At 42.2% G+C, this 23,616-nt stretch carries 23 protein-coding genes and 1 tRNA gene; 17 read left to right on the top strand and 7 right to left on the bottom strand.

Features of this window, described 5'->3' with window-relative positions; genetic code table 11:
* Positions 1–160: 160 nt before the first annotated feature.
* From NOM01_RS01195 to NOM01_RS01185, 3 genes are all read left to right on the top strand, one after another.
* Positions 161–415: a hypothetical protein gene (locus NOM01_RS01195; protein WP_255745664.1), complete on the top strand. Its 255-nt coding sequence runs from the start codon at positions 161–163 to the stop codon at positions 413–415.
* Positions 416–972: 557 nt separating this feature from the next.
* Complete coding sequence (locus NOM01_RS01190; RefSeq protein WP_255745661.1) at positions 973–3,135, top strand: ArnT family glycosyltransferase; 2,163 nt, start codon at positions 973–975, stop codon at positions 3,133–3,135.
* A gap of 36 nt (positions 3,136–3,171) precedes the next feature.
* On the top strand, positions 3,172–4,152 hold the full coding sequence (locus NOM01_RS01185) for a glycosyltransferase family 2 protein (RefSeq protein WP_255745660.1): 981 nt from the start codon (positions 3,172–3,174) through the stop codon (positions 4,150–4,152).
* Positions 4,153–4,590: 438 nt separating this feature from the next.
* On the opposite strand, the gene NOM01_RS01180 is transcribed toward NOM01_RS01185, so the two are convergent.
* Entirely contained in the window at positions 4,591–5,874 is a 1,284-nt protein-coding gene (locus NOM01_RS01180) for a methyl-accepting chemotaxis protein (RefSeq protein WP_255745658.1), read from the bottom strand.
* Positions 5,875–6,185: 311 nt separating this feature from the next.
* Here NOM01_RS01180 and NOM01_RS01175 point away from each other — a divergent pair, with 311 nt between their 5' ends.
* The 8 genes from NOM01_RS01175 (at position 6,186) to bsh (ending at position 13,880) form a co-directional block, all read left to right on the top strand.
* Positions 6,186–7,205: a GerMN domain-containing protein gene (locus NOM01_RS01175; RefSeq protein WP_255745656.1), complete on the top strand. Its 1,020-nt coding sequence runs from the start codon at positions 6,186–6,188 to the stop codon at positions 7,203–7,205.
* A 200-nt stretch (positions 7,206–7,405) separates the two neighbouring features.
* Positions 7,406–8,158 (top strand): ribonuclease PH, encoded by a 753-nt coding sequence (rph, locus tag NOM01_RS01170; protein WP_255745997.1) that lies wholly within the window; start codon positions 7,406–7,408, stop codon positions 8,156–8,158.
* On the top strand, positions 8,155–8,760 hold the full coding sequence (locus tag NOM01_RS01165; protein ID WP_255745655.1) for an XTP/dITP diphosphatase: 606 nt from the start codon (positions 8,155–8,157) through the stop codon (positions 8,758–8,760). The genes rph and NOM01_RS01165 overlap by 4 nt, the downstream gene beginning before the upstream one ends.
* Positions 8,757–9,281, top strand: coding sequence for a metallophosphoesterase family protein (locus NOM01_RS01160; RefSeq protein ID WP_255745654.1), 525 nt, complete (start codon positions 8,757–8,759; stop codon positions 9,279–9,281). Before NOM01_RS01165 ends, NOM01_RS01160 begins: the two co-directional genes overlap by 4 nt.
* Positions 9,282–10,142: 861 nt before the next feature.
* Positions 10,143–10,958, top strand: a complete 816-nt coding sequence (gene ku / locus NOM01_RS01155; protein WP_255745653.1) for a non-homologous end joining protein Ku — start codon at positions 10,143–10,145, stop codon at positions 10,956–10,958.
* Positions 10,959–10,961: 3 nt separating this feature from the next.
* Positions 10,962–11,915 carry an ATP-dependent DNA ligase gene (locus NOM01_RS01150; protein WP_255745652.1) on the top strand — a complete coding sequence of 318 codons (954 nt, stop codon included), beginning with the start codon at positions 10,962–10,964 and terminating at the stop codon, positions 11,913–11,915.
* On the top strand, positions 11,912–12,811 hold the full coding sequence (ligD, locus tag NOM01_RS01145; RefSeq protein WP_255745650.1) for a non-homologous end-joining DNA ligase: 900 nt from the start codon (positions 11,912–11,914) through the stop codon (positions 12,809–12,811). The genes NOM01_RS01150 and ligD overlap by 4 nt, the downstream gene beginning before the upstream one ends.
* Positions 12,812–12,890: 79 nt before the next feature.
* A complete protein-coding gene (bsh, locus tag NOM01_RS01140; RefSeq protein WP_255745649.1) occupies positions 12,891–13,880 on the top strand; it encodes a choloylglycine hydrolase in 990 nt (329 codons plus the stop codon).
* 156 nt (positions 13,881–14,036) lie between these two features.
* Here bsh and NOM01_RS01135 read toward each other — a convergent pair whose 3' ends face one another.
* The gene (locus NOM01_RS01135) at positions 14,037–14,465 is read right to left on the bottom strand and encodes a hypothetical protein (RefSeq protein ID WP_255745648.1); all 429 of its coding nucleotides are present in this window, start codon (positions 14,463–14,465) and stop codon (positions 14,037–14,039) included.
* A gap of 211 nt (positions 14,466–14,676) precedes the next feature.
* A complete protein-coding gene (locus tag NOM01_RS01130; RefSeq protein ID WP_255745647.1) occupies positions 14,677–15,024 on the bottom strand; it encodes a hypothetical protein in 348 nt (115 codons plus the stop codon).
* Between the two features lie 215 nt (positions 15,025–15,239).
* On the opposite strand from NOM01_RS01130, the gene NOM01_RS01125 reads away from it, so the two are divergent.
* The 5 genes from NOM01_RS01125 to NOM01_RS01105 all read left to right on the top strand — a co-directional run bounded on the left by NOM01_RS01125 (position 15,240) and on the right by NOM01_RS01105 (position 20,254).
* Positions 15,240–15,602, top strand: a complete 363-nt coding sequence (locus NOM01_RS01125; RefSeq protein ID WP_255745646.1) for a 3D domain-containing protein — start codon at positions 15,240–15,242, stop codon at positions 15,600–15,602.
* A 421-nt stretch (positions 15,603–16,023) separates the two neighbouring features.
* The gene (locus NOM01_RS01120; protein WP_255745644.1) at positions 16,024–17,766 is read left to right on the top strand and encodes a DUF4153 domain-containing protein; all 1,743 of its coding nucleotides are present in this window, start codon (positions 16,024–16,026) and stop codon (positions 17,764–17,766) included.
* Between the two features lie 168 nt (positions 17,767–17,934).
* Positions 17,935–18,396 (top strand): DUF2975 domain-containing protein, encoded by a 462-nt coding sequence (locus NOM01_RS01115; RefSeq protein ID WP_255745643.1) that lies wholly within the window; start codon positions 17,935–17,937, stop codon positions 18,394–18,396.
* A gap of 11 nt (positions 18,397–18,407) precedes the next feature.
* The gene (locus NOM01_RS01110) at positions 18,408–18,620 is read left to right on the top strand and encodes a helix-turn-helix domain-containing protein (protein WP_255745642.1); all 213 of its coding nucleotides are present in this window, start codon (positions 18,408–18,410) and stop codon (positions 18,618–18,620) included.
* A 56-nt stretch (positions 18,621–18,676) separates the two neighbouring features.
* Positions 18,677–20,254 carry a DUF4153 domain-containing protein gene (locus tag NOM01_RS01105; protein ID WP_255745641.1) on the top strand — a complete coding sequence of 526 codons (1,578 nt, stop codon included), beginning with the start codon at positions 18,677–18,679 and terminating at the stop codon, positions 20,252–20,254.
* 277 nt (positions 20,255–20,531) lie between these two features.
* On the opposite strand, the gene NOM01_RS01100 is transcribed toward NOM01_RS01105, so the two are convergent.
* Positions 20,532–21,302 (bottom strand): 2-keto-4-pentenoate hydratase, encoded by a 771-nt coding sequence (locus NOM01_RS01100; protein ID WP_255745639.1) that lies wholly within the window; start codon positions 21,300–21,302, stop codon positions 20,532–20,534.
* Positions 21,303–21,449: 147 nt separating this feature from the next.
* Entirely contained in the window at positions 21,450–21,809 is a 360-nt protein-coding gene (locus NOM01_RS01095) for a hypothetical protein (RefSeq protein ID WP_255745637.1), read from the bottom strand.
* Between the two features lie 163 nt (positions 21,810–21,972).
* Between NOM01_RS01095 and NOM01_RS01090 the strand changes: the two genes are divergently transcribed.
* Positions 21,973–22,046: transfer RNA gene (locus NOM01_RS01090), tRNA-Arg, on the top strand.
* A gap of 206 nt (positions 22,047–22,252) precedes the next feature.
* Here NOM01_RS01090 and NOM01_RS01085 read toward each other — a convergent pair.
* Both NOM01_RS01085 and NOM01_RS01080 read right to left on the bottom strand, forming a co-directional pair.
* Positions 22,253–22,591 carry a DUF4064 domain-containing protein gene (locus NOM01_RS01085; protein ID WP_255745634.1) on the bottom strand — a complete coding sequence of 113 codons (339 nt, stop codon included), beginning with the start codon at positions 22,589–22,591 and terminating at the stop codon, positions 22,253–22,255.
* Positions 22,592–22,645: 54 nt separating this feature from the next.
* The gene (locus NOM01_RS01080) at positions 22,646–23,278 is read right to left on the bottom strand and encodes a DUF3862 domain-containing protein (protein ID WP_255745632.1); all 633 of its coding nucleotides are present in this window, start codon (positions 23,276–23,278) and stop codon (positions 22,646–22,648) included.
* Positions 23,279–23,616 lie beyond the last annotated feature (338 nt).

The raw sequence follows: 23,616 nt of genomic DNA, 5'->3' as shown, positions 1-23,616 counted from the left end.
GACGAGATGAGCAACTTCATCTCGTTCTTTTTCATTTGTAAGAAAAGAACGAAACAGCTTTCATTTATTCTAGATAAAGAAGAAAAGAAAAACCTACCGTGAATTGATGATTGAATCTCTTCATCAAAATTCATTCCTATGTCCCTGCTGCGAGCGAGAAATGGAGCTAACGGAAATCTGGCATGCCAATTACGGTTATTTTTATCACTATTTGGAAGATGTCCCCTGGATTCAGAGATGGAGGAAAGAAAATGAACGAAAAGAAAAACGAGCTAATCAAGAGTTAGGTTTGGACTGGTTAGAAGAAGACCCATTAGGTCTAAATGAAGAAATGCCGGTCATTGCCTTTGAGTGGAGTGTGGGAAAGAAGATGAGGTGCCTGACTTTGTCGTCGAAGAATTTGGTTATGACCTGAACAAAGGCGAAGAAGTTGAAATTGTGTGTCCATTCTGTAGAGGCACAATGGAACATGTAAGAAAAAACTCCAGGTAATTTAGGTATATCTGGAGCGTGGTGAGATCGCGTTAGCGATTTTGTTCCAAGTAAAGAAAGTATAAGATTTTACCCCATATTTAAACGAATAAACCAGTGTCTTGACCGAGAATCAAAGCGGAGGTGCGAGACGCCTGCGGGTGCGGCCCTGTTGATCGCGTGCCAGCGAGACCCCGCAGATTTCTGCTTGTCTGAGGAGGCTCGCGGTGCGCCCGCGGTCGTGCTCTGTTGATGCGAGCAACCGAAGCGATGATTCAACACTGTAAAGACACAAACCAATCACACATGGCTGGAGATTAAAGACCGGGCGCTTTTTGCTCGGTTTTTCTTAATTTTTATGGCAATTCCTTTACACAAAAAATTGATTTGAGTTAAGCATTCTTTAAGATTGGCTTGTCATAATATTGTTAAGCAAAAAGCTCGTGCTGACGAGTACAGGTGTTTATTTCAGATCTATTGTTGCCTGAGGAGGAGTTCAAGATGAACTTATTTAAAAGTAAACGAATTGATTTTTATTTAATCGGTGTCATTCTTTTTTCAGGATTCATGAATTTCTTTCTGCTTAATAAAGCAGATACAAATGAGTACTACACAGTAGCTGTAAAGAGTATGATGAAAAGTTTCCATAACTTTTTCTATGCATCATTCGACCCTGCAGGTTTTATTACGGTTGACAAGCCCCCCGTTGCGCTTTGGTTGCAAACAATAAGCGCCAAATTATTCGGATTCAGCAATTTCAGTGTTCTGCTTCCCGGAGCCGCTGCGGCGGTTGTGTCCACAGTGATTGTATACCAAATGGTGAAGCATAAGGCTGGCAAACTTGCTGCATTTATTTCAGGTATTGTCATGTCGGTCACGCCGATCTTTATAGCCGTAACACGAACAAATAACATGGACAGTATTCTGATTCTTTGTCTGGTCATTGCGGCATGGGCAGTGGTGAAAGCGGCATCGACGACTAAATTTCGCTGGCTCTTACTCAGTGTTGCCATGATCGGCGTTGGTTTTAATGTAAAAATGTTTGAAGCATTTATGATTGTTCCTGCGATTTATCTTTTTTATTGGATGGCTATGAAGATCAATTGGAAGAAAAAAATACTCCATCTTCTCGCTGCAACCGTTGTTTTGGCAGGAGTCTCTCTTTCGTGGGCGATTGTTGTTGATTCTACTCCAGCCAGTAAGCGTCCTTACGTCGGCGGGAGTCAGACCAATTCGGTTCTTGAACTAGCCCTCGGCTATAACGGCGTATCACGATTGACCGGTCAACAGGGTGCCGGAGGGCAAAAAACGGGAACAATGCCAAGTGGAGCGAGAACGCAAACCGGAACGAATGCATCAGAGAATTTACAGAATCCAAATTCTTCTTCCGGAGAAAATAGTTTCGGAGGCGAGATGGGCGGAACACCGCCAGGCGGAATGGGTGGCAATCGCGGCGGAAATCAGGGGTCGATGTTCGGCACCGGGAGCGCAGGACCGTTGCGCCTCTTTTCAAAAGAATTATCCGGACAAGCAAGCTGGCTTCTACCTTTTGCCCTCTTCGGAGTTATTGCGATTGTGGCTGACTGGTTCCGTCGCAGAAAGCTGAATGAAAAACATAGTTTTGCAATTTTCTGGCTTGCATGGCTTGCTCCGGCAATGGTCTTCTTCAGCATCGCCGGTTTCTTCCACCAATATTATTTAAGTTTGATGGCACCACCGATTGCGGCGTTGGTCGGTATCGGATTTTCGTATCTGTGGCGAGACTTCAGTGATGCAAAGAGCTCTTGGCGCGGTTATCTTCTCCCGATCGCTTTTGGTGTAACGCTTCTTTTTGAGGCAATTATCTTTTACCAGAATAGTATTGAAACGATCTGGACTGTGTTGCTTATTGTAGCCGGTATACTAGCAATTGGTTTTGGAATTGTCTGGCGAACGGCCGATCGGAAAGTTCAAGGAGCAATTGCCGGATCAAGTGTACTATTAATGCTGTTTGCTCCATTGTATTGGACACTTCCATCAACGTTTAATCAGACGGATAGTTCGACTCCTATTGCCGGGCCGAGTTCAACACAGTCAGGTATGGGCGGCCAACGTTCAGATGGGAAAGGCTTCCCTGGAGGCGGAACCGGAGGACCTGGCGGCAGTCAAGGAGAGGCACCATCGATCGATGGCGAATCTGGTGCCTCAGGGGCTTCACAAGGTCCAAATGAATGGTCACAAAATCAAACCGACCAATCGTCAACCAGCACTTCGGATCGAAGCATGAATCGCGGTGGCGGAATGCGTCAACAAGTCAGTACTAAACTGCTTACTTATCTGCGCAAGCATTACACGGGTGAAAAGTTTATTCTTGCCGTGCCAAGCGCTCAATCCGCATATTCCATCATGATGAAAACAAACTATGCGGTTATGGCAATGGGCGGATTCGCAGGCAGTGATCCTGCATTAACCGTAAGCAAATTGGAAAAGATGGTGAAGGCTGGAGAGATTAAATACTTCCTGATCTCAGGAAATCAAGGCGGTGCACAGAACGCATCCGTAACCAACTGGATTAAGAAGAACTGCACAGAGGTCAAGGCAAGTGAATGGTCGAGTTCGGATTCGAGTTCAAGCAGTCAAAACGGATCAGGAGGGCAATCGACGCTCTATGTCTATAACAAATAAAAAATGGTGCAGTGCGGTATAAAAGAAAAAGGAGGCATGGCCATGACAGTTAAATATTCAATAGTGGTGCCGGTATTCAATGAAGAAAAAGTGATCTACGAATCCTATAAGCGATTGAAAACAGTCATGGATCGAACTTATGAATCCTATGAGTTGCTGTTTGTCAATGATGGAAGCCGTGACCGAACTTCGGAGCTGCTGAATTATATTTCCGAAGGAGACACGAACGTAAAAGTTATCGAGTTCTCACGTAATTTCGGACATCAAATTGCGATAACGGCAGGCATGGATTACGCGACTGGCCAGGCTGTCGTTGTCATCGATGCGGATCTTCAAGATCCACCTGAATTGATCCTGAAAATGATTGAAAAATGGGAGGAAGGTTATGATGTTGTTTACGGAAAGCGAGTAGAACGAAAAGGTGAAACCTTTTTTAAGAAACTCACGGCATCGCTTTTCTACCGAACACTGAAAATGTCAACAGACATCGATATTCCTCTTGATACAGGTGACTTCCGCTTGATTGATCGGCGCGTATGTGATGAAATGAAGCGCATACCCGAGAAAAATCGGTTTATACGCGGGCTTGTCAGCTGGGTCGGGTTTAAGCAAACGGCGATTGAGTATGTTCGTGATGAACGGCTGGCCGGCGAGACAAAGTATCCATTGAAGAAAATGCTGAAGCTTTCAATCGATGGTTTGACTTCGTTCTCATATAAACCACTGAAATTAGCCACTTATGGCGGCGCATTTCTTTCTTTGGCAGGATTTGTCTATATGATCGTTGCCTTATCGTTAAAGCTGTTCACATCAAGCACCGTGCCTGGATGGACCTCGCTCATCGTTATTCAACTCTTGTTTAGCGGGTTCACATTGTTCATTCTAGGCGTGATCGGAGAGTATATCGGTCGAATTTATGACGAAACAAAAGATCGTCCGTTGTATATTATTAAAGAAGCCAAAGGATTCGGTGCCGCCAATCGCGTGCGTTCCATATCCAGTGTCAAGCATGGCTGACCATTACCAATGTATAGAAATAAAAAGTCCGAATAGACGCATAGTCTGTTCGGACTTTTTGCACAAATAAGATATAAAGATCTAGAGGACTTTAGTGTAAGTGCAACTAAGGCTTCGCACCTTCCAGAGGCTTGGCGAAGCCGAGTTTTCTAACAAGTAAAGAAAGTATAAGAATTTGCCCCGTATTTAAACGAATAAACCAGTGTCTTGGCCGAGAATCAAAGCAAAGGTGCGAGACGCCTGCAGGATCAGGTGCCAGCGAGACCCCGCAGATTTCTCTGCTTGTCTGAGGAGGCTCGCGGTGCGCCCGCGGTCGCGCTCAGTTGATGCGAGCAACCGGAGCGATGATTCAGCACCGTAAAGACACAAACCAATCACACATGGCTGGAGATTAAAGACCGGGCGCTTTTTGCTCGGTTTTTCTTATGTTACACCATTTCAATGAACCGTTAAATCTGTTCCAAAAACACCGATTACTTGTCCGGATTGGAAAATAGGAAAGGACAACGTAACGCAAGGCTGCTTTGTAATCGCAGAATAATAAGGTTTTGACACATATGGCGAACCCTTCATTGCCTCCACAAACCAAGTTCGCGCACCTGCGTTTGCAAGAGCAGCTGCCGGCTCTGAATAAACAAACGAACCGTCGGGAAAATTCGACCAGACCGCTTCAAGTTCGGGATAACTTTCCTTAAGAATGCTCAGGATCCTTTTATGCTGTGCAGGTTCAATAGGCGCGAGCGGGTGTTCCTCACTGAATTGCAGGATTGACTGCTTCATCGATTTCAGTTGATTTGCGTTGATTTGAATGGCCATACGTTCATCCTGTTGAATCGAGTTATGAAGCTCATTTGAGGTGCCAATTAGCAGTTTGTTCAATGCCAGCATTTGATCAATGCTGGTGAATTGGTTCGACACGTCTTGTTCAACTGTTTCTGCAAGCGCTTGATTCGTCTGTGTCATTGCTGAAATTTGATTAATTAGATCAGAAATTGTGGAGATGCTTCCTGTTTGTTCATTAACAGAAGCTGCAGATTCCTTGCTGCCGAGCATGATCGTCTCCAATTTTTCTTTAAAGTCGCTTAAGTTTGCGACAATGTGCTGCAATTTTTCTGATCCTTTGTCAATTTCGGCTGTTTCCTTATTGACACGTTCAGTCGATCGACTGATTTCCTTCTGTATCAGTTGTGTGGTCTGTTTTGTGTCGTGCACCGCTTGCTGCGTTTCAGAAGAAAGTTTGCGAATTTCAGACGCGACAACGGAAAATCCTTTTCCTGCTTCGCCTGCCCGGGCAGCCTCAATAGCAGCGTTTAGCGAAAGAATATTCGTTTCTTCGGAGATGGAACCGATCAATTGGAAGACTTGGTCTATTTTTCTTGAATGTGCGACAAGCTCATTCATTTGACTCATAAGCTCGCGATGACCATTTAAGATGCCTGACATGGTCTTTTCTAATCCGCTGACCGCTTCTAAAGAAGAACCAAGATCTTGATAAGCCTGCTCGCTGTCTGCTTGCACACTGCTCACAATTGAAAGTATTGTTTGTGCGGAGTTTTGAATTACATGCATTTGTTCATTAACTTGCGCTGCGCTTTCAGCAGTATGCGTTGTATGTCTTTTGAACTCTGAAACACTGGTTTGGCTTGAACTAGAGGACTCGTTCAAAGCCTCTGCAGCGAGCTTCAGCTGTTCGACAACGCCTTTCAGCTGATCGGCAGCCACTTGTATTCTGCCCATTGAATTACGGTTGTTTGAATGATTTTGTGAATGGATTTCATTGTGCTGCTGCTTTCTTTTAAAAAGGATCAGGGGAAACACCTCCACGTGATACAAGCAGGTATGTAAAAAAATCACTATTTTATACAAAAGTATATCATTATTTGGTGTAATTTTCTCATTGTTTAAATAATAAGAATGAAACCTTAGTTTCAGAATTAAGAAAAACAGCTTTTCAAAAAAACAAAGGTCTATTCGATTGGATGGCTCGTATACATGTTAGTACAACCCATAGGGATTTACGAGGAGGGTACATTATGTATCGTCGAACATCATTCGTTTTGGCTGGCGCTTGTCTTGCAGTATCGATGGCGCTGCTTGCAGGTTGCGGCGGCATGGCTGATCGTGAACCGGATAGCGTTAAGTATGTAAACAGCAAGTCCGATTTGGTTAAAACCAGCAAGCATCAGGAATTTACTGAAAGAGTCTTGTATTTAACTGATGCCAATGGATTTGTTGTCCCACAAATGGTCGGTTTGCCGAAAACAAATGCGGTGACAAAGCAGGTATTAAACTATTTGGTTGCTGACGGACCGGTCTCCAACTTGTTACCAAACGGATTTCAGGCAACACTGCCTTCGGGGACGGAAGTAAAGAATGTATCTACAGATCAAAGGGGTAATGCAACAGCTGATTTTTCTAAGGACCTGCTTGATACACCCGCAGCGAGTCAGAGGCAAGCCATTCAGTCTATTGTCTGGACGCTCACTCAATTTCAGGCTGTAAAATCAGTGACAATCACAGTTGACGGCAAAGCAATGGAAGCATGGCCGTCAACTAAAAATGTAGTTGGCAGAGGACTTACACGTGCGGACGGGATTAATCAAGTCACCGGCGATGTGGCTGATGTCAGCGGCAGTGAACCGCTTACGGTCTATTATATGGCTGCCAACAAAGGAAAAACCTACGATGTTCCGGTAACAGTTCGTGGGACTGTCGGTTCGGATCGCGTAACCGGCCTCGTCAATGCACTCATTCACGAACCGGCGGCAGGGGCACTCATTTCACCGATGAACCCCGATATTCAGTTGACTGAAAAACCGCAAATCAAGAATGGAACGGTATATCTCCATTTTAACAGTGCTATTTATGATAATAAAAAGGCGAAGACAATCAATGATCAAGTCGTTCGCAGTCTTGTTCTCACACTTACAGGGGACCCAGCGATTCAAAAGGTGTCGATACAAGTAGGGCATGCGACAAAGATGACTTTGGAATCCGGGAAAACATTATCCGGAGCGGTTTCTCGCGATTGGGTTGATGCGACCGGCCTGTAATTTAATTAATGAAAATATGGTATAGTAAGAGGAGCAGACAGGGCTTCTCTTCTTTTTTGCACTAGGTGATTAAACGATGAGGTTGTTTATTGGCTCATTTGCACTGAATGAGTCAATAATAGTATGAACAACGAGATCCTTTAACAAAGCTGATTGCTAAAAAAGGAGCCCTAATAATGGACACGGGGGCAATTGAAGTAATGAGACCAGACGGCAGAGCAAGCGACGAACTAAGGTCTATTCAAATTCAACCGGATTTTATTATTCATCCAGAAGGTTCGGTACTTATTTCGGTAGGCAAAACAAAAGTGATTTGCAATGCGAGCATTGAAGACCGCGTGCCGCCTTTTTTGCGTGGGCATAAAAAAGGGTGGGTTACCGCAGAGTATGCGATGCTTCCTCGCGCCACGCCTGAGCGCAATATGCGTGAATCTACTAAAGGAAAAGTGACCGGCAGAACCATGGAAATTCAGCGTTTGATTGGCCGCGCGCTGCGTTCCGTTGTCGATCTTGAGGCGATGGGCGAACGCACATTGTGGATTGATTGCGATGTCATCCAAGCGGACGGAGGTACGCGTACCGCGTCCATTACAGGTGCTTTTGTCGCGGCGGTACTGGCATTCAGACATGCACTTGAACGGAAGCAGATCAGCCATATGCCGATCAGATCCTATCTTGCAGCGACCTCGGTGGGCATCCATCCGATCTATGGTCCGTTATTGGATCTCTGTTATAAAGAAGATTCGACTACTGATGTTGATATGAACATTGTCATGAACGGTCGCGACGAATTTATTGAAATTCAAGGAACCGGCGAGGAAGCGACCTTTAGTGAAGAGGAATTGGCGAAACTGCTTTCACTTGCAAAAAAAGGAATCCATGAATTGATTGAAGCAGAAAAAACCATTCTTGGCGATTTAGTTGTCGAACAAAAGGTGGGAACAAATAAGTGATTAAAGTATTGATTGCCTCAAATAATCCAGGAAAAATAAAAGAATTTAAAGCACTGCTTGCTGAATTCGATGCAGAAGTTTTTTCTTTAAAAGATATGGATATTCACACGGATGTACCGGAAACTGGAACAACATTTCGTGAGAATGCTGCATTAAAAGCGGAAGCATTATCTCAAGAGACAGGCATGATCACCTTGGCAGATGATTCAGGGCTGTGTGTCGATGCGTTAAACGGCGAACCGGGGATTTTTTCCGCACGCTACGCAGGTCTGGATAAGAACAGTGAGCATAATATTGATCTGTTGTTGAAAAAACTTGCAGGCGTGCCTGAAAGCGAGCGAACAGCACATTTTGTCTGTGTACTCGCAATCAGCAAGCCCGGCCAACCGACTCACTTTGCCGAAGGCCGCTGTGACGGATTCATCACAATGGAACGACGCGGAGAAGATGGGTTCGGTTATGATCCGCTATTCCTGATTCCGGAACGGCATTTGACCTTTGCACAAATGGGCGATGATGAGAAGAACAAGATCAGCCATCGTGCTCGTGCATTGAAGCAGTTGCAAGAACGATGGACAAGCTGGGTTGGTGACACTGAATGAAGTGTTTAATTGTCAGTGATACCCACGGTTTTACTCATGAATTAGCTGAGTTGAAGCAACGCTATGCAAGCAAGGTCGATTTTATGATCCATTGCGGCGATTCCGAACTGCAGCCGGATTGTCCGGAAATGGAAGGCTTTGCAGCAGCTGTTGAAGGAAACTGTGATTATCCTGGTGCTTATCCTAATGAATGTGTGAAAAAGATTGGTGGATTGACCTTTCTTGTTGCGCATGGGCATTTGCTCGGCGTCCGCCAATCTCCCGCACGACTATGCTACCGTGGACTTGAAGTGAAGGCGAATGTTGTTTGTTTTGGTCACACACATTTTGCCGGTGCATTCCAAAAGGACGGTATGATTGTGATTAATCCCGGAAGTTTGCGGCTTCCGCGTAATTATCAAGAAGGAACATTCGTTATTTTTGATTATGATAATGAACAAAAGACTGCTCAAGTCACTTATTATACGTTTGACGGCAAGCCGGTTGACGCATTTTCCCAATCGTTTAAGCTGAAGAAATAAATGTGATCAATAGAAAAGAGAGCCGGATATCCAGTCCGGCTCTCTTTTTGTCGCGAAAGCGACACCGCTGCGTTTAGGGAGTGATGAGGAGGGGCACTCATATGGCGGTTATCAGACATCATGAACTTTTTGCCTGATAATACATATTATGTTGGTTCAAGTCTTTTGAATGGGGATATGAACGAGCCAAATCGCCTTTTTTGCACCTTTTGAATAAATTAGGTAAAATCGTATCTCATGTTGTCGTTACGGACATACTGCCGATGAAGGTCATTCTTGATTCGGAGTAACGAGGTGATGGACATGGAGGGTAATTTTTTTAAAGGTGCGTTATGGGCAATGGTGATCTGCATACCATTTTGGGTCATTGTCATCAGCCTGATGATTGCGTTCTGGTAAGCTCTATTTGTTTGATTGTAACAATTAGAGAAAAGGCAGGAGTGCAGCAAGAGCTACAGCATTGGGAAAAAACAAATAATAAAGAAAAAACATTATTATAATAAAATATTTGCAAATTTGTAGAATTTTTGTTCATTCTCTGTTATGCTAAACTTGTAACTCGTGAAAGTAATAACCCCCCTTTTAGGATCTTGAGAAAGATCCTTTTTTTTGTTTCTGCACTTGGTTGCTGTTCATTTAAAAATTTTGGGGTGATTTTTTAAAAACAAAAAACTTGTGCTTATTTTATTCCAAGTTATATAATATGAATTGCCTTCTGTTTCTGATATGTAACATCCTTTTTTCGCTTCTCAATAATTTGAGAGGCTTTTTTTCTGCCCTTTTTCTGTAAAAATAATGAAAATAGTCAGTTCGCAGTTATTGGATTGCTCACGCGCACATACTAATGCCGAGGTGAACAAGATGCGAACAATGTGGAAAGGCTCCATACAGTTTGGGCTCGTCTATATTCCCGTCAAATTATATACTGCGACCGAAAATAAAGACGTTCGCTTACGAATGCTGCATAAGGAGTGTATGGCACCGATTAATTATACACGTACCTGTTCGAAATGCGGAAAAGCAGTCGAGAATGAAGCAATAGTTAAAGGATACGAATATTCGCCGGGGCAGTTTGTACCAATCAGCGAACAGGAACTAAATGATCTCCAAGAGGACGGAGACAAGCATGTAGAAATAATTAATTTTGTGAAATTAGATGAAATTGACCCCATATATTACGAAAAATCCTATTTCATTGGTCCGGACAGTGGTAATGGTTTGCGCGCGTTTTCTTTATTGAAGCAGGCTATTCAGGATTCAAATAAAATCGCGATTGCTAATATTATCATTCGCTCAAAACAGCATCTTGCTGCAATCCGCAGCTTTGAGAACGGAATGCTGCTTGAAACATTGTATTACCCGGATGAGGTCCGCAGTGTCAGTGAGGTTCCCGGCCTCGGTGACCTGAAGACAGATAATGCACCGAAAGAAATGATGATTGCGAATCAGTTGATTGATCAGCTGACAACTGTTTTTCAACCGGAGCATTATAAAGACGACTACCGATTAAAGCTGGAAAAATTAATTGAAGACAAGGTTTCAGGGATGCCTGCAAAACAGAAGAAAGGTCGTGCGCAACAACCGAATGTCGTCGACTTGCTTTCCGCACTTGAAGCAAGTGTAAAGGAAACCAAACCAAAAAGAAAAACAACCGCACGCCGGAAAAAGACGGTCTAAACGATGAATCTTCAACCAATTGTACCCTTCGAACCGATTCGTGAAACGGAAATTCCAACCGGAGTGAATTGGATTCATCAAGTGAAATGGGACGGCATACGCATCTTAACTTATTACGATGGACATGAACTGCGACTGTTTAACCGAAGAAAAAATGAACGAACGAAAAACTATCCTGAACTTGATATCATTCGTCAAAACACGAAGGCGAATTCATTCATCCTGGATGGGGAAGTTATTGCGTTGGATTCTCATGGAAAGCCATCTTTTCACGAGGTCATGAAGAGGGACAGCGTGCACAATCAGTCACGTATTCCAATGCTGATGCATGCCGTTCCTGTCTTTTATATGGTCTTCGATTTGATTTTCTGTAATGGAGAATGGGTTAATGAGCGATCACTTTGTGAACGCATAGAACTGTTGAAGAAATGGCTGCCGGTGAGTGATCAAGTTCAACTTGTGCCGATGTTTAAAGATGGTGAGTCACTGTTTGCATCTGTAAAGGCACGGCACATGGAAGGCATTGTTTCAAAAGAACAAAACAGCACATACCTTATTAACGGTAAAAATGAAAATTGGCGAAAAATTAAAGTGACACGTGATTTAATCGCAATTGTTGGAGGAGTGACCAAAAGATCGGGTACAGTTAATGCTCTGCTTCTCGGATTGTATGATTCAGGAAGACATTTTGTTTATATTGGACATGTGGGGACAGGTAAATTAACAGAAGAAGATTGGAAATTGGTTACTGTGCTCGCCAACCGATTGAGACGAGAAGAGAATCCGTTTGTTAATCGAGTGGATCGAAGTGCGGAAGCACAATGGATGCAGCCTCAGCTTACTGTCAAGGTTGCGTTTCAGGAATGGACAGCTAGCGGGGTACTCAGACAGCCGAGCATACAGGCTTTTGTTCATGTAAGTCCCGAACAATGCAGGATTGAGGAGATGAATGAATGAAAACAGCGGAATCGATTTTGTTGGATCGCAGCATCCAGATTACCCATCCGGAGAAGCCGATATGGCAGCATCCATTAATAAATAAACAACAATTCATCGACTATTTAAATAGAGCGGCGCCGATGATGTTGCCGTTTTTATCTGATCGTGCGTTAACCGTTATCCGCTTTCCGCATGGTGTTCCCGGAACGTCTTTTTTTCAAAAAAATTGTCCGGATTATGCACCCGAATTCATTCGTACTTATGAAGAGGACGGGACTCGCTACATTGTGTGTCACGACGCGACAACTCTGGTCTGGCTTGGCAATCAACTCGCTGTTGAATATCATATTCCTTTTCAACAGGCAGGAGAGGAACAACCGAAAGAAATTATTTTTGACCTAGATCCACCTGATCGCTCGGCGTTCCCGCTGGCAATTAAGGCAGCAGTAGCGATGTCCGTGCTTTTCGAGCGTCTTTCCATTGTCAGCTTCCCAAAATTGTCAGGAAGCAGAGGGATTCAGATCCATATTCCCATTTCAGGACTTGGGCTCAGCTATTCAGACACGCGATTGTTCACTAAATTCATTTCCGATCTTCTCGTGAGTCAGTCACCGGAACACTTTACAACCGAGCGATTGAAAAAGTATCGGGGCGGTCGGCTTTATATCGATTATGTTCAGCATGCAGAAGGAAAGACAATCATCTGTCCCTACTCTCCCAGAGGCAAGGAAGGCGCAACCGTAGCAGCTCCATTGTTTTGGGATGAAGTAAATGATGCGCTCCGTATTGAATTATTTACGATTGCGACGGTACTGGAACGTATTTCTAAAGGGATCAATCCGATGCGTGGTTATTTTGAACAAAGAAATGAGTCGTTGCTTCCGATCATTAAGCATCTGAAAAGTGTTAGATGATAGGATTTCAAGGTTCCCAAATGACCATAATGGTATGCTATACTGAAAAAATCAATAGCATTGTGAGGGGGAGCTTGAAATGTGTACAAGTTTGACACTTGAAACAACGGATGGGCATCACCTGTTTGGCAGAACGATGGACTTTGCAATGGATCTGGGTCAGACGGTCACCATTATGCCGAGAAATTATTCTTGGATGTCTGCAGCTTCTGGAAATCGTATAAAAACTAAGTACGGAATAATCGGAATGGCATCGGTTTCAGACGATTTTGTTGTGTACGCAGACGGTATGAATGAGGCCGGCTTGACTTGCGCAACACTCTATTTCTCGGGTTTTGCATCTTACAATGCTGTGCGTGGTCAGGGAATGGAGGCAGTTGCCCCTCATGATTTTGTGCTCTGGAGCTTGTCCCAATTCGGCAGCATTACAGAACTAAAAGAGGCACTTGCTCATGTCACATTTGTAGACTTTCTGGTTGAACAGATGGGTGTTATCCCGCCGCTTCACTGGATTCTATCTGACAAGACGGGCAAAAGTATTGTTGTCGAGCCACTGGAAAAGACGATTAAAGTCTATGACAATCCGGCTGGTGTCATGACAAACAGTCCTGATTTTTCGTGGCATTTAACCAATCTGAGACAATATATCGGATTACAGACGAACCAGCTGCAACCTGTTCGATGGGAAGGATTGGAATTGTCTGCATTCGGCCAAGGTTCTGGATCAGTCGGTTTGCCCGGAGATTTCACACCACCGTCTCGATTTGTGCGTGCCGCCTACTGGAAAAATAATATTACTGGTATCGAAACGGAACGTGATGGTATCAACGGACTCTTTCACATTTTATCAACATGCGATCTTCCAAAGGGAGCTGTTGTGACTCCGGACGGTTTAGAGGATGTGACCATCTATACTTCTGCAATGTGCATTGAATCGGGTACTTTCTATTATCATGGATATGATAACCGGCAGATTACAGCCATTCATTTGTTTCATGAAGACTTGGACGCTCATTCGATTAAAACCTATCCATTCATACGTGAGCAAGCCTTCCATTACGAAAATTAATCACATCGTTTCGTTCATTAATATAAACTGAAAGCTCTAGAATGAACTGACCTCCAAAAGTTGGACCACAATGCTAACTTTTGGAGGCTTTGGTTTATCTAATGATTGAAAGAATATTTTTTTCATTTTCGAGCAGACAGAGATGCGAGATGCGGTTCACAGTGTACTGATGCCGCGAGCAAATCGCCCGATGAAAAGGACATCAGCAAAATCAAGCACGTCACAATTAATGTCTTCATTATCCCTTAAAATCAATGAACGATCGGTCAGAAGTTTCGACTTTCCGGCAAAAAGACGTCGATCGTTCATTTGTACGATGACACGGTCTCCCTCGATAAACATGCGGCGCGGTTCGATAATCCATATGTTGAAGTTCTTAATGCCAATGTAATCGACAAGAGCAACGTCACGGTTATTGAGAGCGAACGTTCCTGAAAAAATACGTTCGTTATCATGAATGGCATAGGGATAAAAATGATTCCGATCATTTATTTTTGAGGGAATTAATTGATCACACTTCAAGTCAGTGACAAAAGGGAGCCTTACAATACGTGTTGGTTCCAGTTGAATTTTAAAAACCTCCAAATAATCAATCACAGAAGATAAACAAAATGCTGCCGTATCTTTAAGATTGGCAGCTCGGCAAAAATGATTGGACTAATAACAGCTTGTCAATCAGCAATAGTTTCCAGCAGATCATGTTGTTAATTATTATGAACCAAGCAAGCGCAGGAAGCAACCTTCGCTCATTTAAGACACTGTTTGCTTGTTTGTGCAAATTACGTTAAATCATCATCTAATGAAATAGGGAGAATAAGTAGTAAACAGCTACAGAAATAATGATAATGCCGAAAAGAATTATGTACAGCTTATGGTAATTCGCAGGAGGTGCTGTACGATCCAGCTCTTCAACATCACTGACCTCAAGAACACTATCGAACTCCCCGTCATCTTTATACAGATTAAATTCAATGACATAGGTAATTCCGGATTTTGTTTGATAGGACATATTTTCCAAGCCAACAATATCTTCCCAATATAAGCGTCGAAATTCTCGCTGTCCACCGGTGATCCGTGCACAAAGTTCATCAAGCTCATGCGGTTTAAATGTGTTGCCTACCAGTTTCTCAAGTTGAGCCAACATGTTCATGCCTCCCATGATTCCCATAAGGAGAGTATATGACTATATCGCCGTTTTTCTGACAGCTATCAGTAAGTAAACAGAATTTGTTATATACCTTCCTAAAAAGAGCAATCAATTTGTTATGTGGCTGTAATCAAATGAGAACAGTTATGATACATGGCTGTTATATAAAATTGGTAAATTTATAGTCAGACGGAAAACAAAGGATGTTGAACATGAAAAAAATCATTTTGTTAATCGCCATGATCGCTGTTCTGTTGGCCGGAATTCCGGAGAATGCTGCGACAGCAAAATCAAAATATAAAAATATTACGGTCAGCGCGACTTCATACTGTGAGCTTGGACGAACCGCAACAGGTTTTAATTATAAAAAATATCCGACGGCAAAAGCAATTGCCGTTGATCCTCGCGTCATTCCGCTTGGATCAAAAGTATATGTACCAGGCTATGGATATGCGATCGCAAGAGATGTAGGCGGACGAATTAAAGGAAAAGTCATCGATGTTCACTATAAAACAAGAAAACAAGCGATTAAGTGGGGAAGAAAGAAGATTAAGGTTAGGGTTTATCACAATTAATTGAACCAATAAACAACACATTTGCTCGAATAAATAAAAGCTCATGTCTGCAGGAAGCAGGCATGAGCGATTCGTTTTTATTGGGGAAAATCTCTATCTGGTTTGGGATAACCCATTTTTATTGAACACGGGTATGATAGCGATCCCAAATTACAGCACCAACGACCGGAATAATAACGCAAACCGTTCCAAACACACCTAGTATCATCATATCTCTGTCACGCTCCCTAAGTTAAGATGTTAGCGCTTTCATATATATAGTTTACACCCTTTATTTTGTCCAATGCAAGCCGGAAGGTGTCCATTTTTTCGATCAAACCTTGCTTATCTTTGCAGATAATCGTGTTTAAATGAAGCTGCTCAGCGTTTGTTTTCGTAAATAGAACGTTGGAACACAGAATAGCCCACAGGGGTGATCATTATGAAAATGCTCGTTGCGATGACAAGGCGACTGACAGGTTTGAATGCAACGATTGTAAGATTTCCGATAACCTTTCTGCTGCTTATTGTTCTTGCAGTGATGCAGTGCATGACCATTGAGTCCGGTCATGAATATGGTAGCGTGATTGTTACGTTGATTTTTGCTGCGCTTGCATTTAGTGCAGCTCAAGTATCTGTCGAGCGATATGCGCATTCATGGCGGACATGCATATTGCCAATGGCAGGAGCAGCGTTGCTCACTTTTCTTAATTTTCTTTTGATTCGCCATGATCCGGCTTTCAGCACAATCGTGATGACGCGAACGAGTATCGTTGTTTTTGGACTTTTTATTGCTTTTGCTTGGCTTCCCTCACTTAGAGGAGGCAGTTCTTACTATGCAAACTTTATGATTTTATTTAAATCCGTATTTATTTCACTCTTTTTCTCCACAATCCTTTATGGCGGCATCTTGCTGATTCTTGTTGCCGTGGATACGCTGCTCGTTCAAATCGGATCACGACCGTATTCATATACGGGGGTCATTCTGTGGACGGTGGGGGCACCGACACTCTTTCTATCTCTGATTCCCGTATTTCGTGAGAACTCAGCGGAAATCGAACGTGTAGCAAAAGTTCCCAAATTCCTTGATGTGCTGATTTCTTATGTCATGATCCCAGTAGCGGCAATATACAGTCTTGTACTGCTCATCTATATGATTAAAACCATGGTGCTCAGCGATTGGAATGAAAATTTGCTCGAACCGCTCATCTTGTCTTACTGTATCGCGGTGCTGATGATCTATATTTTATCGAATAGCTTACTGAATCGGTTTACAGTGCTTTTTCGCAACTTGGCCCCTAAACTACTGATTCCTGTAGCCCTTTTCCAGTTTGTGTCGACTTTGATCATTGTTTTAAATCAAGGAATGACGCATACGCGTTACCTTGTCTTGCTTTTCTGTCTTTATGCGGCAGTAAGCGGCGTCCTTTTAAGTATCTCATCGCTGAAAAATAAGGGATATATCGCCGTTCTCGCGATTGTTTGCTCCGTAATCGCAGTGACGCCGCCAATTGACGCGTTTACGGTCAGCCGGATCAGTCAGACTTCTCAACTTTACACGGTTCTTGAGCACAATCAAATGATTCGGAATCAACAAATTCATTCGAATCCAAATATAGATCGAAAGGATCAGGAAGCCATTGCTCGTTCGATCAACTATCTTGATCAGATTGGCGCACTCCAACGCTTGTCCTATTTACCGAAGAACTTCGACTTCTCAACTGATTTTGAAAAAACCTTTGGATTCTCGCCCTATGCTAAGAGCGATTACCAAAGCTATGACATCGGCACGAATCATGCAGTGGGTATTACCGGTTATGATCATTTAGCGAGTCTTTCAATCAGTAAATCGGGGAGAAAGAGCGACTTTTCGATAAGCAGGATGTCGGAAGGCGGATCGACCTATCAGGTGTCCTTTGATCCTAATGCGAAATACGGTGCCATTCAAATTACTGATTCGAAAGAACGAGTTATTCTATCCGTACCGCTTGCCCCAATGATTAATCACGTAGAAAAAAGTAAAAAAATTGAGGGAACAGATACGATAGCTGTTGATCAGATGTCTTTTGAAAAAGAGAACGATAAGGCAAAAATAAAGGTGGTTTTTCAAAATCTCACAATTGAGGGAGCATCAGCTAATACCTCATTTGATGCCACTATTTATGTTCTCATTACAATAAAATAATCATGAATTTCGATCGGTGCGAACTTTAGCTGCACCGTTTTTTTTTGCCTAAGTTGTGTTGGTTATCTTTAAACGAAAAATAATTATCGAAAAACAATAAATAAGTGCTGTTATTCAATAATTTTTATGCTATAATCATTTTGGGAATCAGATGAGAGGTGAATGAGAATGGTTATTCTTGATGAAAAAGGGCTTTCGGGTTATGTCAAGCACATGCTTGATCTGATTTTTCTTGGAGGGATCGGCATACTCTTAAGTCTTCCATGGTCGGTCAATTGGTATATGAATCAATTGAACTATGAGACGAACCGCAATTATTGGTTTTTACTTATTTTTCTTTATGTCACGGGTATTTTTGCTCTGCAGATTGTGTATGAAGTCGGACGGATTTTTAAGACATTAAACAGACACAATCCGTTCATGATGGATAATGTACACAGCCTGAGACGAATCGCGATGGCTTCTTTTATTATTTCATTCTGCTATGTGGTTAAGGTTGTGTGCTTCAATTCTTTTTTCACAATTATCATTGCAATGATTTTTATTATCGCGGGATTCTTCTCCATCATCCTTGCAGAGGTTTTCAGGCAGGCCGTGGTTGTCAAAGAAGAAAATGATTTAACAGTATAGAGGTGCGAAGGATGGCTATAGTTGTAAATCTTGATGTCGTTATGGCAAAGAAAAAAATGAGCGCGACCGAACTTGCAGCAAAGGTACAGATCACACCTGCAAATCTATCTATTTTGAAAAACAATAAAGCAAAGGCGATCCGTTTTTCCACGCTTGAGGCGATCTGCAAAGCGCTCGACTGTCAGCCCGGCGAGCTGCTGGCTTATGAAGCGGACGAAACGTAAAAAAAGACGTATCGCGCGTAACAGCTTTGATTACTAATTAAAAGAGGTGTCAGGTAATGGAAGACTTTTCAACAGCAAATAGACTATATGAACGAAGTGATCGTCCCATGCTACATAATAGGAGCAGCAGACTTTTACTTTGTACTGTGCTGCTAGGCATTTTGGCCAACTGGTTCTTCTTTGAACAGCTTCCCGGTATTTCAATTCCATTATTCGTTTTTGCATTTTACAGCGTATTTCTATGGAATACGCGCAACCTTGTGACGGTACGCAGGGATTTCGCCTGGTTCTTAATGATACCGATTATTCTACTGTCACTAACTTACTTGATTTTCTCAAATATGGTTTTCAATGCATTAAATATGTTGGCGATATCGGTATTGATTGTAATGCAAACCACTCTCGCCGCAGGACGCTCCAAATTCGCTTGGGACTCTGCTAAGTTCATCGGCGATGTATTTCTTGGATTCTTTTATCGGCCGTTTGCTTTTCTTTTTCTGCCGTTCCGCTTGGTTGCGAGACGTTTGAACAGAGGATTGTCCGCTAGGAAAAGCAGTCCGTTGACCAAAGTATTTATCGGGGTGCTGATTGCGGTTCCGCTCGTTGTTATCGTTGTTACTCTGCTTGCTTCTGCAGATGAGGTATTCAGCTATTTTCTAGGGTCGATTCCAGAGGTATTCGCAGCGATTAATCTTGATCAATTTATGCCTCGATTTATTTTTGCGACAGTGATCGCATTGTGTTCATTCAGCTATATTTGGAGCTTAATCACGAAACAAAGGCCGTTAACCACGTTCCGGCAACCCGAGGACTATGTAAGTTTAACAAATAGTTTTGACCAAGTTATTGCTGCCACAATCTTGAGCATTATTAACGCAATCTATGTATTTTTCACGTTGATTCAATTTTCATATCTGTTCGGCGGCTTTTCGCTTGAACTCCCCAAACTATTTACCTATGCGGAATACGCGCGCCGCGGATTCTTTGAGCTTGTCCTTGTAACATTGATCAATTTCAGCATCTTGCTCGCGCTCGTTTATTGGACGAAAAAAAGTGGCAAAATCATGGATCGAACGCTTCAGGTTCTTGAATCATTGCTTGTCGGCTGTACGTTGATTATGCTCGGCTCTGCGTTTATCCGCATGTATTTATATGAGCAGATGTATGGATTTACTTATCTTCGCGTACTGACTCATGCGTTTATGATAGTACTCTTTATCCTGTTCATTTTTACGCTGTACAGAATCTGGAATACGCGCGTCAAGCTATTTAAATACTATTTGCTTACTGCGATTGCCGCTTTCGTATCGATCAACTACATCAATAGTGACGTGCTGATCACTAAATGGAACATAGAACGCTATGAGCAGACAGGAAAAATTGATGTGGGTTACTTATCTTCACTTTCTGACAGTGCTCTTCCTCAGTTTACCGAATTGCTTCAGGCAAAGGATGAGGCGGTGCGTGCTAAGACAGAAAACTATTTATACGAACGCAAAAAGGAATTGAACGAGGATCGTTCATGGCAAGCGTTCAACCTGTCCAGTTTGCATGCGAAAAAGGTGCTCGCAAATTTTGAACTGCACCTTAATAAAAATGATGATTATCATACACCGGATCTATCTAATGACTAAAACGAAGGAATGATTCAGAAAAAGTACGACTAAAGTTCCACCTAACGGATGGGATGGAAAGTTCAACCTAAGAGAGCGAAAGTTGAACCGAAGAAAAGAAGTTCTACCTAACGAATAAAAAGTTCAACCGAACAGAGCAAATGTTTTAACATAACTTTCAAAATTCAAAAGGACGAAAATAGAGATAATGTGCGGTTCATATAGTACTGCGCATCAAAAAAATAAAACGGCCGAGTCCTAAGCACAGGATCCGACCGTTTTTTAACAATATATCAACTTATTTTACATGTAGTGTGACGCTGCCAAGGTTATGGTCGAACGTCGCAACATAAGTTCCTTTTTCCAATTTCTTCGGCAAACAGAAGGTGCCGGTTGAAACGGTCGTGCCTTTAGTTATCTTCTTACTTTCTTGATCTAATTTCTGCACCAGCCATTTCAAAGCGTGCAGCGGATTACCCAGCACTTCTGAGGAAACGCCTGACGTCAATGGTTTTCCGTTCAAGGTAACTGTCGATTTTACATCTGCCAATGCTTCAACGGACGGTTTCGATGCAGCTTTGCCAACAACAACCCGACCGCAAACGGCGCTGTCTGAGATAACGAGTTCGAGAGGCAATACAGGAAACCAATCTTTGAAGCGTGAATCGGGGACTTCGATACCAGGCGCAACTTCGGTTTTATCGAGCAAGGCTTGCTCATCATCTTCAGGAGACAAATCGTCCAGAGCGGTGAATTCCAATTCAAGTTCGAGCAACGGTTCATTCAATGTACTAAGATCAACCTCTGCACCATCCTTCAAGACGCTGGAGGCAACGATTTGTCCATAGAGCGGAGAGTCCGAATGGAACATATCTTGTGTCTGTTTGCTTGTCAAGCTGATTTTGTACCCCTTGACCGGCTCACCTTTTTTTTCGTTAAATGCGTGCTGCACGTCATAGGCGCGCTCAAGCGTCAAATCGGAATGATCGACATCCTTCCACGCAAGCGGTTGATTTTTGCTCAATGCATTGTACAGCTTTTCTGATAAATCATCTTTCGTAAACAACATCCTAAACGCCTTCTTTTCTGTTTTGTTTGTATCTTTATCTTTTTTGTAATGCCCATTATAATACCAACAGGAAGAGAGTCAACCCATATTGATGAAAAAATCAGAAAAAGAAAAAGTGAATTATTTTGGACACAAACGGACAAATCGTTATTCGGAAATTGAATGAGTTGTAGGTGTCTTATGTGTGACGGACAAAATACCGGCGATGAGAAATAAAACACCAGAAACAAAGAATGGAGAGAAGATAAAAATTGAACCGCCGACTATTAAATAAATGCTCCACCCGGATGAGGCCTCTCTTACTTTAAATGTAGATAACCAGGCAAAAACAATTATAGGTAAGCTAATGATATTGCCTATTAAAAAAATGGTAATTGACGCATCATCATCTGCTGAGCCGGTATAAGCCGCTGCTGTTGCGATAATAACAATGCACAGAAAGAGCCAAACAATGGTTGACAGTATTGAACCAATTAAAGATAGAATAAACTCAGCATTCCGTTTCACTCTAAAACGCTCCTTTAACTTTTACTTTTTTGCAGGTGATTCAAAAAATGGTAAACTGATAAACAGTAGAAAAGTCGAGTTTTAATTATTTTTCATCAGCCATTGACAGATCCTGTCATATTCTCTAAAATAATATAGGTCGTCATTAAAAAAACTTAATTTTGTCCCAGTAGCTCAGCTGGATAGAGCAACGGCCTTCTAAGCCGTGGGTCATGGGTTCGAATCCCTTCTGGGACATACCGAAAAGTCTTGATAGTTAAGGCTTTTTTTGTATATTTTTAATTTTATAATGCAGACATTCAGACTCAAATTCACTTTGTGTGCTGACAAAAAGACCTCTCAATAGCTTAATATTATCTCAAATAATCTTATCCTGCTTATCCCAAACGCTCGCCTGCTGATAATGTGTAAAAGAAAAGCCGCTGAAGCGGCTTTTCAACAAATTATTTTCTAACTAGGGCAAGTATGCCGGCGATAATAATCAATAGGCCGCTCAGAATGCCAAACATGCTGACGAATATGATATTCAAAATTCCACAAACCAAAATAAGCACACCAAATAGGATGCGATTTTTGTTGATGATACATGAAAATATAATTGCAAGAACGGAAACAAACATACATCCAAGACCCAATCCAATAACATCGGATCCACCTTGTCCAAATGCTCCTGCTAATGAACCTATAGACATGGCTAATATACCAGCGATAATTCCAAATACACCCCCGATAATCCCCAAGACCATCTCCGGTACACGTCCGGTAGTGCTTTTTATTGCCATAATAAATTCCCCCAGTAACTTTTTTATATGTAAACTCAAAAATGAGTAAACATCTTACTTTAATCCTGCTTGCGCCTTATTAATTAGTTTTCCACCTTGAAACATGAATGTGGCATTGCTTCCTAAATTAGATCCTTGAAAGCTGTAAATAACCGTATAATCAGCAGATCCCTCTGTACCACTTTCAGAATCTTTTGCCCCGTCCCCACCAATAATTGATTTAATTTGATCGTATGTCATACCATTTTTTACTTGATCAAATTTTTTCATTGTTATTTTTGCACTGGATCCGGAATCGACACCAAATTGCGCTTTGTTTATTACTTTATTGTTTTGAAAAGTTACATTGGCATTGGCACCCCATCCTTTATCTCCGTTCCATGAGTAAATGACTGTATGTGCAGGATCACCTTTTTCTCCAGCTTCACTCATGACTTCACCATTGCTGCCTACAATGGTGGCAACCTCTTTATAAGTCATCCCATCTTTAATTTTATTGAATTCTGTTTTTGTAATTGATGACCGATCAGAGCTTTTTTGTGAGTGTGAAGCACCTGTCGATGTCGAAGTGGATGATAAATCTTTTGAGATGTTTGAACTGGTAGAACCTCCATCTGAACACGCACTTAAAAAACCCGCAATCAGCATAACAGCAGCTAATAGTGAACATATCATTCCTTTTTTCACATTAAACTCCTCCTGTTTGATTTAAATTGGTCATTCCCTAATAGAAAGAAATCAGCCTATGACATGAAATATACAGTCCAATTTAAGGTGTAAACGTATGTCTTGCCAATTTGTGCATAAAGGGTACTTTTGGAATTAAAACGGCACTTGAGGTATTGATTCACTTGTCTCGATATGTGCCTTAGAAATGTAGTTGTTCATGGTGGGTTTATTCTATGTTGAACTTAATAAACTATATTCTCATTCAAAAACGACAAAACCTTACACGGAATATAGTACATTGTATTTTTCGTTAGGAATAAAAATAGGATAGCTCAGATTAAAAGATTAGATTGTAG

Origin of the sequence: Sporolactobacillus sp. STSJ-5 (genome assembly GCF_024385605.1) — a bacterium.
In the GTDB taxonomy this organism is placed as follows: domain Bacteria; phylum Bacillota; class Bacilli; order Bacillales; family Sporolactobacillaceae; genus Sporolactobacillus.
This window is presented reverse-complemented; position numbering and strand designations above follow the sequence as displayed.

What these genes read in the sequence shown, in the direction of transcription:
- NOM01_RS01195 (WP_255745664.1), top strand. Translation starts at nt 161, where the DNA reads ATGGAGCTAACGGAAATCTGGCATGCCAATTACGGTTATTTTTATCAC.
- NOM01_RS01190 (WP_255745661.1), top strand. Translation starts at nt 973, where the DNA reads ATGAACTTATTTAAAAGTAAACGAATTGATTTTTATTTAATCGGTGTC.
- NOM01_RS01185 (WP_255745660.1), top strand. Translation starts at nt 3,172, where the DNA reads ATGGCCATGACAGTTAAATATTCAATAGTGGTGCCGGTATTCAATGAA.
- NOM01_RS01175 (WP_255745656.1), top strand. Translation starts at nt 6,186, where the DNA reads ATGTATCGTCGAACATCATTCGTTTTGGCTGGCGCTTGTCTTGCAGTA.
- rph (WP_255745997.1), top strand. Translation starts at nt 7,406, where the DNA reads ATGAGACCAGACGGCAGAGCAAGCGACGAACTAAGGTCTATTCAAATT.
- NOM01_RS01160 (WP_255745654.1), top strand. Translation starts at nt 8,757, where the DNA reads ATGAAGTGTTTAATTGTCAGTGATACCCACGGTTTTACTCATGAATTA.
- ku (WP_255745653.1), top strand. Translation starts at nt 10,143, where the DNA reads ATGCGAACAATGTGGAAAGGCTCCATACAGTTTGGGCTCGTCTATATT.
- NOM01_RS01150 (WP_255745652.1), top strand. Translation starts at nt 10,962, where the DNA reads ATGAATCTTCAACCAATTGTACCCTTCGAACCGATTCGTGAAACGGAA.
- ligD (WP_255745650.1), top strand. Translation starts at nt 11,912, where the DNA reads ATGAAAACAGCGGAATCGATTTTGTTGGATCGCAGCATCCAGATTACC.
- bsh (WP_255745649.1), top strand. Translation starts at nt 12,891, where the DNA reads ATGTGTACAAGTTTGACACTTGAAACAACGGATGGGCATCACCTGTTT.
- NOM01_RS01130 (WP_255745647.1), bottom strand. Translation starts at nt 15,024, where the DNA reads ATGTTGGCTCAACTTGAGAAACTGGTAGGCAACACATTTAAACCGCAT.
- NOM01_RS01125 (WP_255745646.1), top strand. Translation starts at nt 15,240, where the DNA reads ATGAAAAAAATCATTTTGTTAATCGCCATGATCGCTGTTCTGTTGGCC.
- NOM01_RS01120 (WP_255745644.1), top strand. Translation starts at nt 16,024, where the DNA reads ATGAAAATGCTCGTTGCGATGACAAGGCGACTGACAGGTTTGAATGCA.
- NOM01_RS01115 (WP_255745643.1), top strand. Translation starts at nt 17,935, where the DNA reads ATGGTTATTCTTGATGAAAAAGGGCTTTCGGGTTATGTCAAGCACATG.
- NOM01_RS01110 (WP_255745642.1), top strand. Translation starts at nt 18,408, where the DNA reads ATGGCTATAGTTGTAAATCTTGATGTCGTTATGGCAAAGAAAAAAATG.
- NOM01_RS01105 (WP_255745641.1), top strand. Translation starts at nt 18,677, where the DNA reads ATGGAAGACTTTTCAACAGCAAATAGACTATATGAACGAAGTGATCGT.
- NOM01_RS01100 (WP_255745639.1), bottom strand. Translation starts at nt 21,302, where the DNA reads ATGTTGTTTACGAAAGATGATTTATCAGAAAAGCTGTACAATGCATTG.
- NOM01_RS01085 (WP_255745634.1), bottom strand. Translation starts at nt 22,591, where the DNA reads ATGGCAATAAAAAGCACTACCGGACGTGTACCGGAGATGGTCTTGGGG.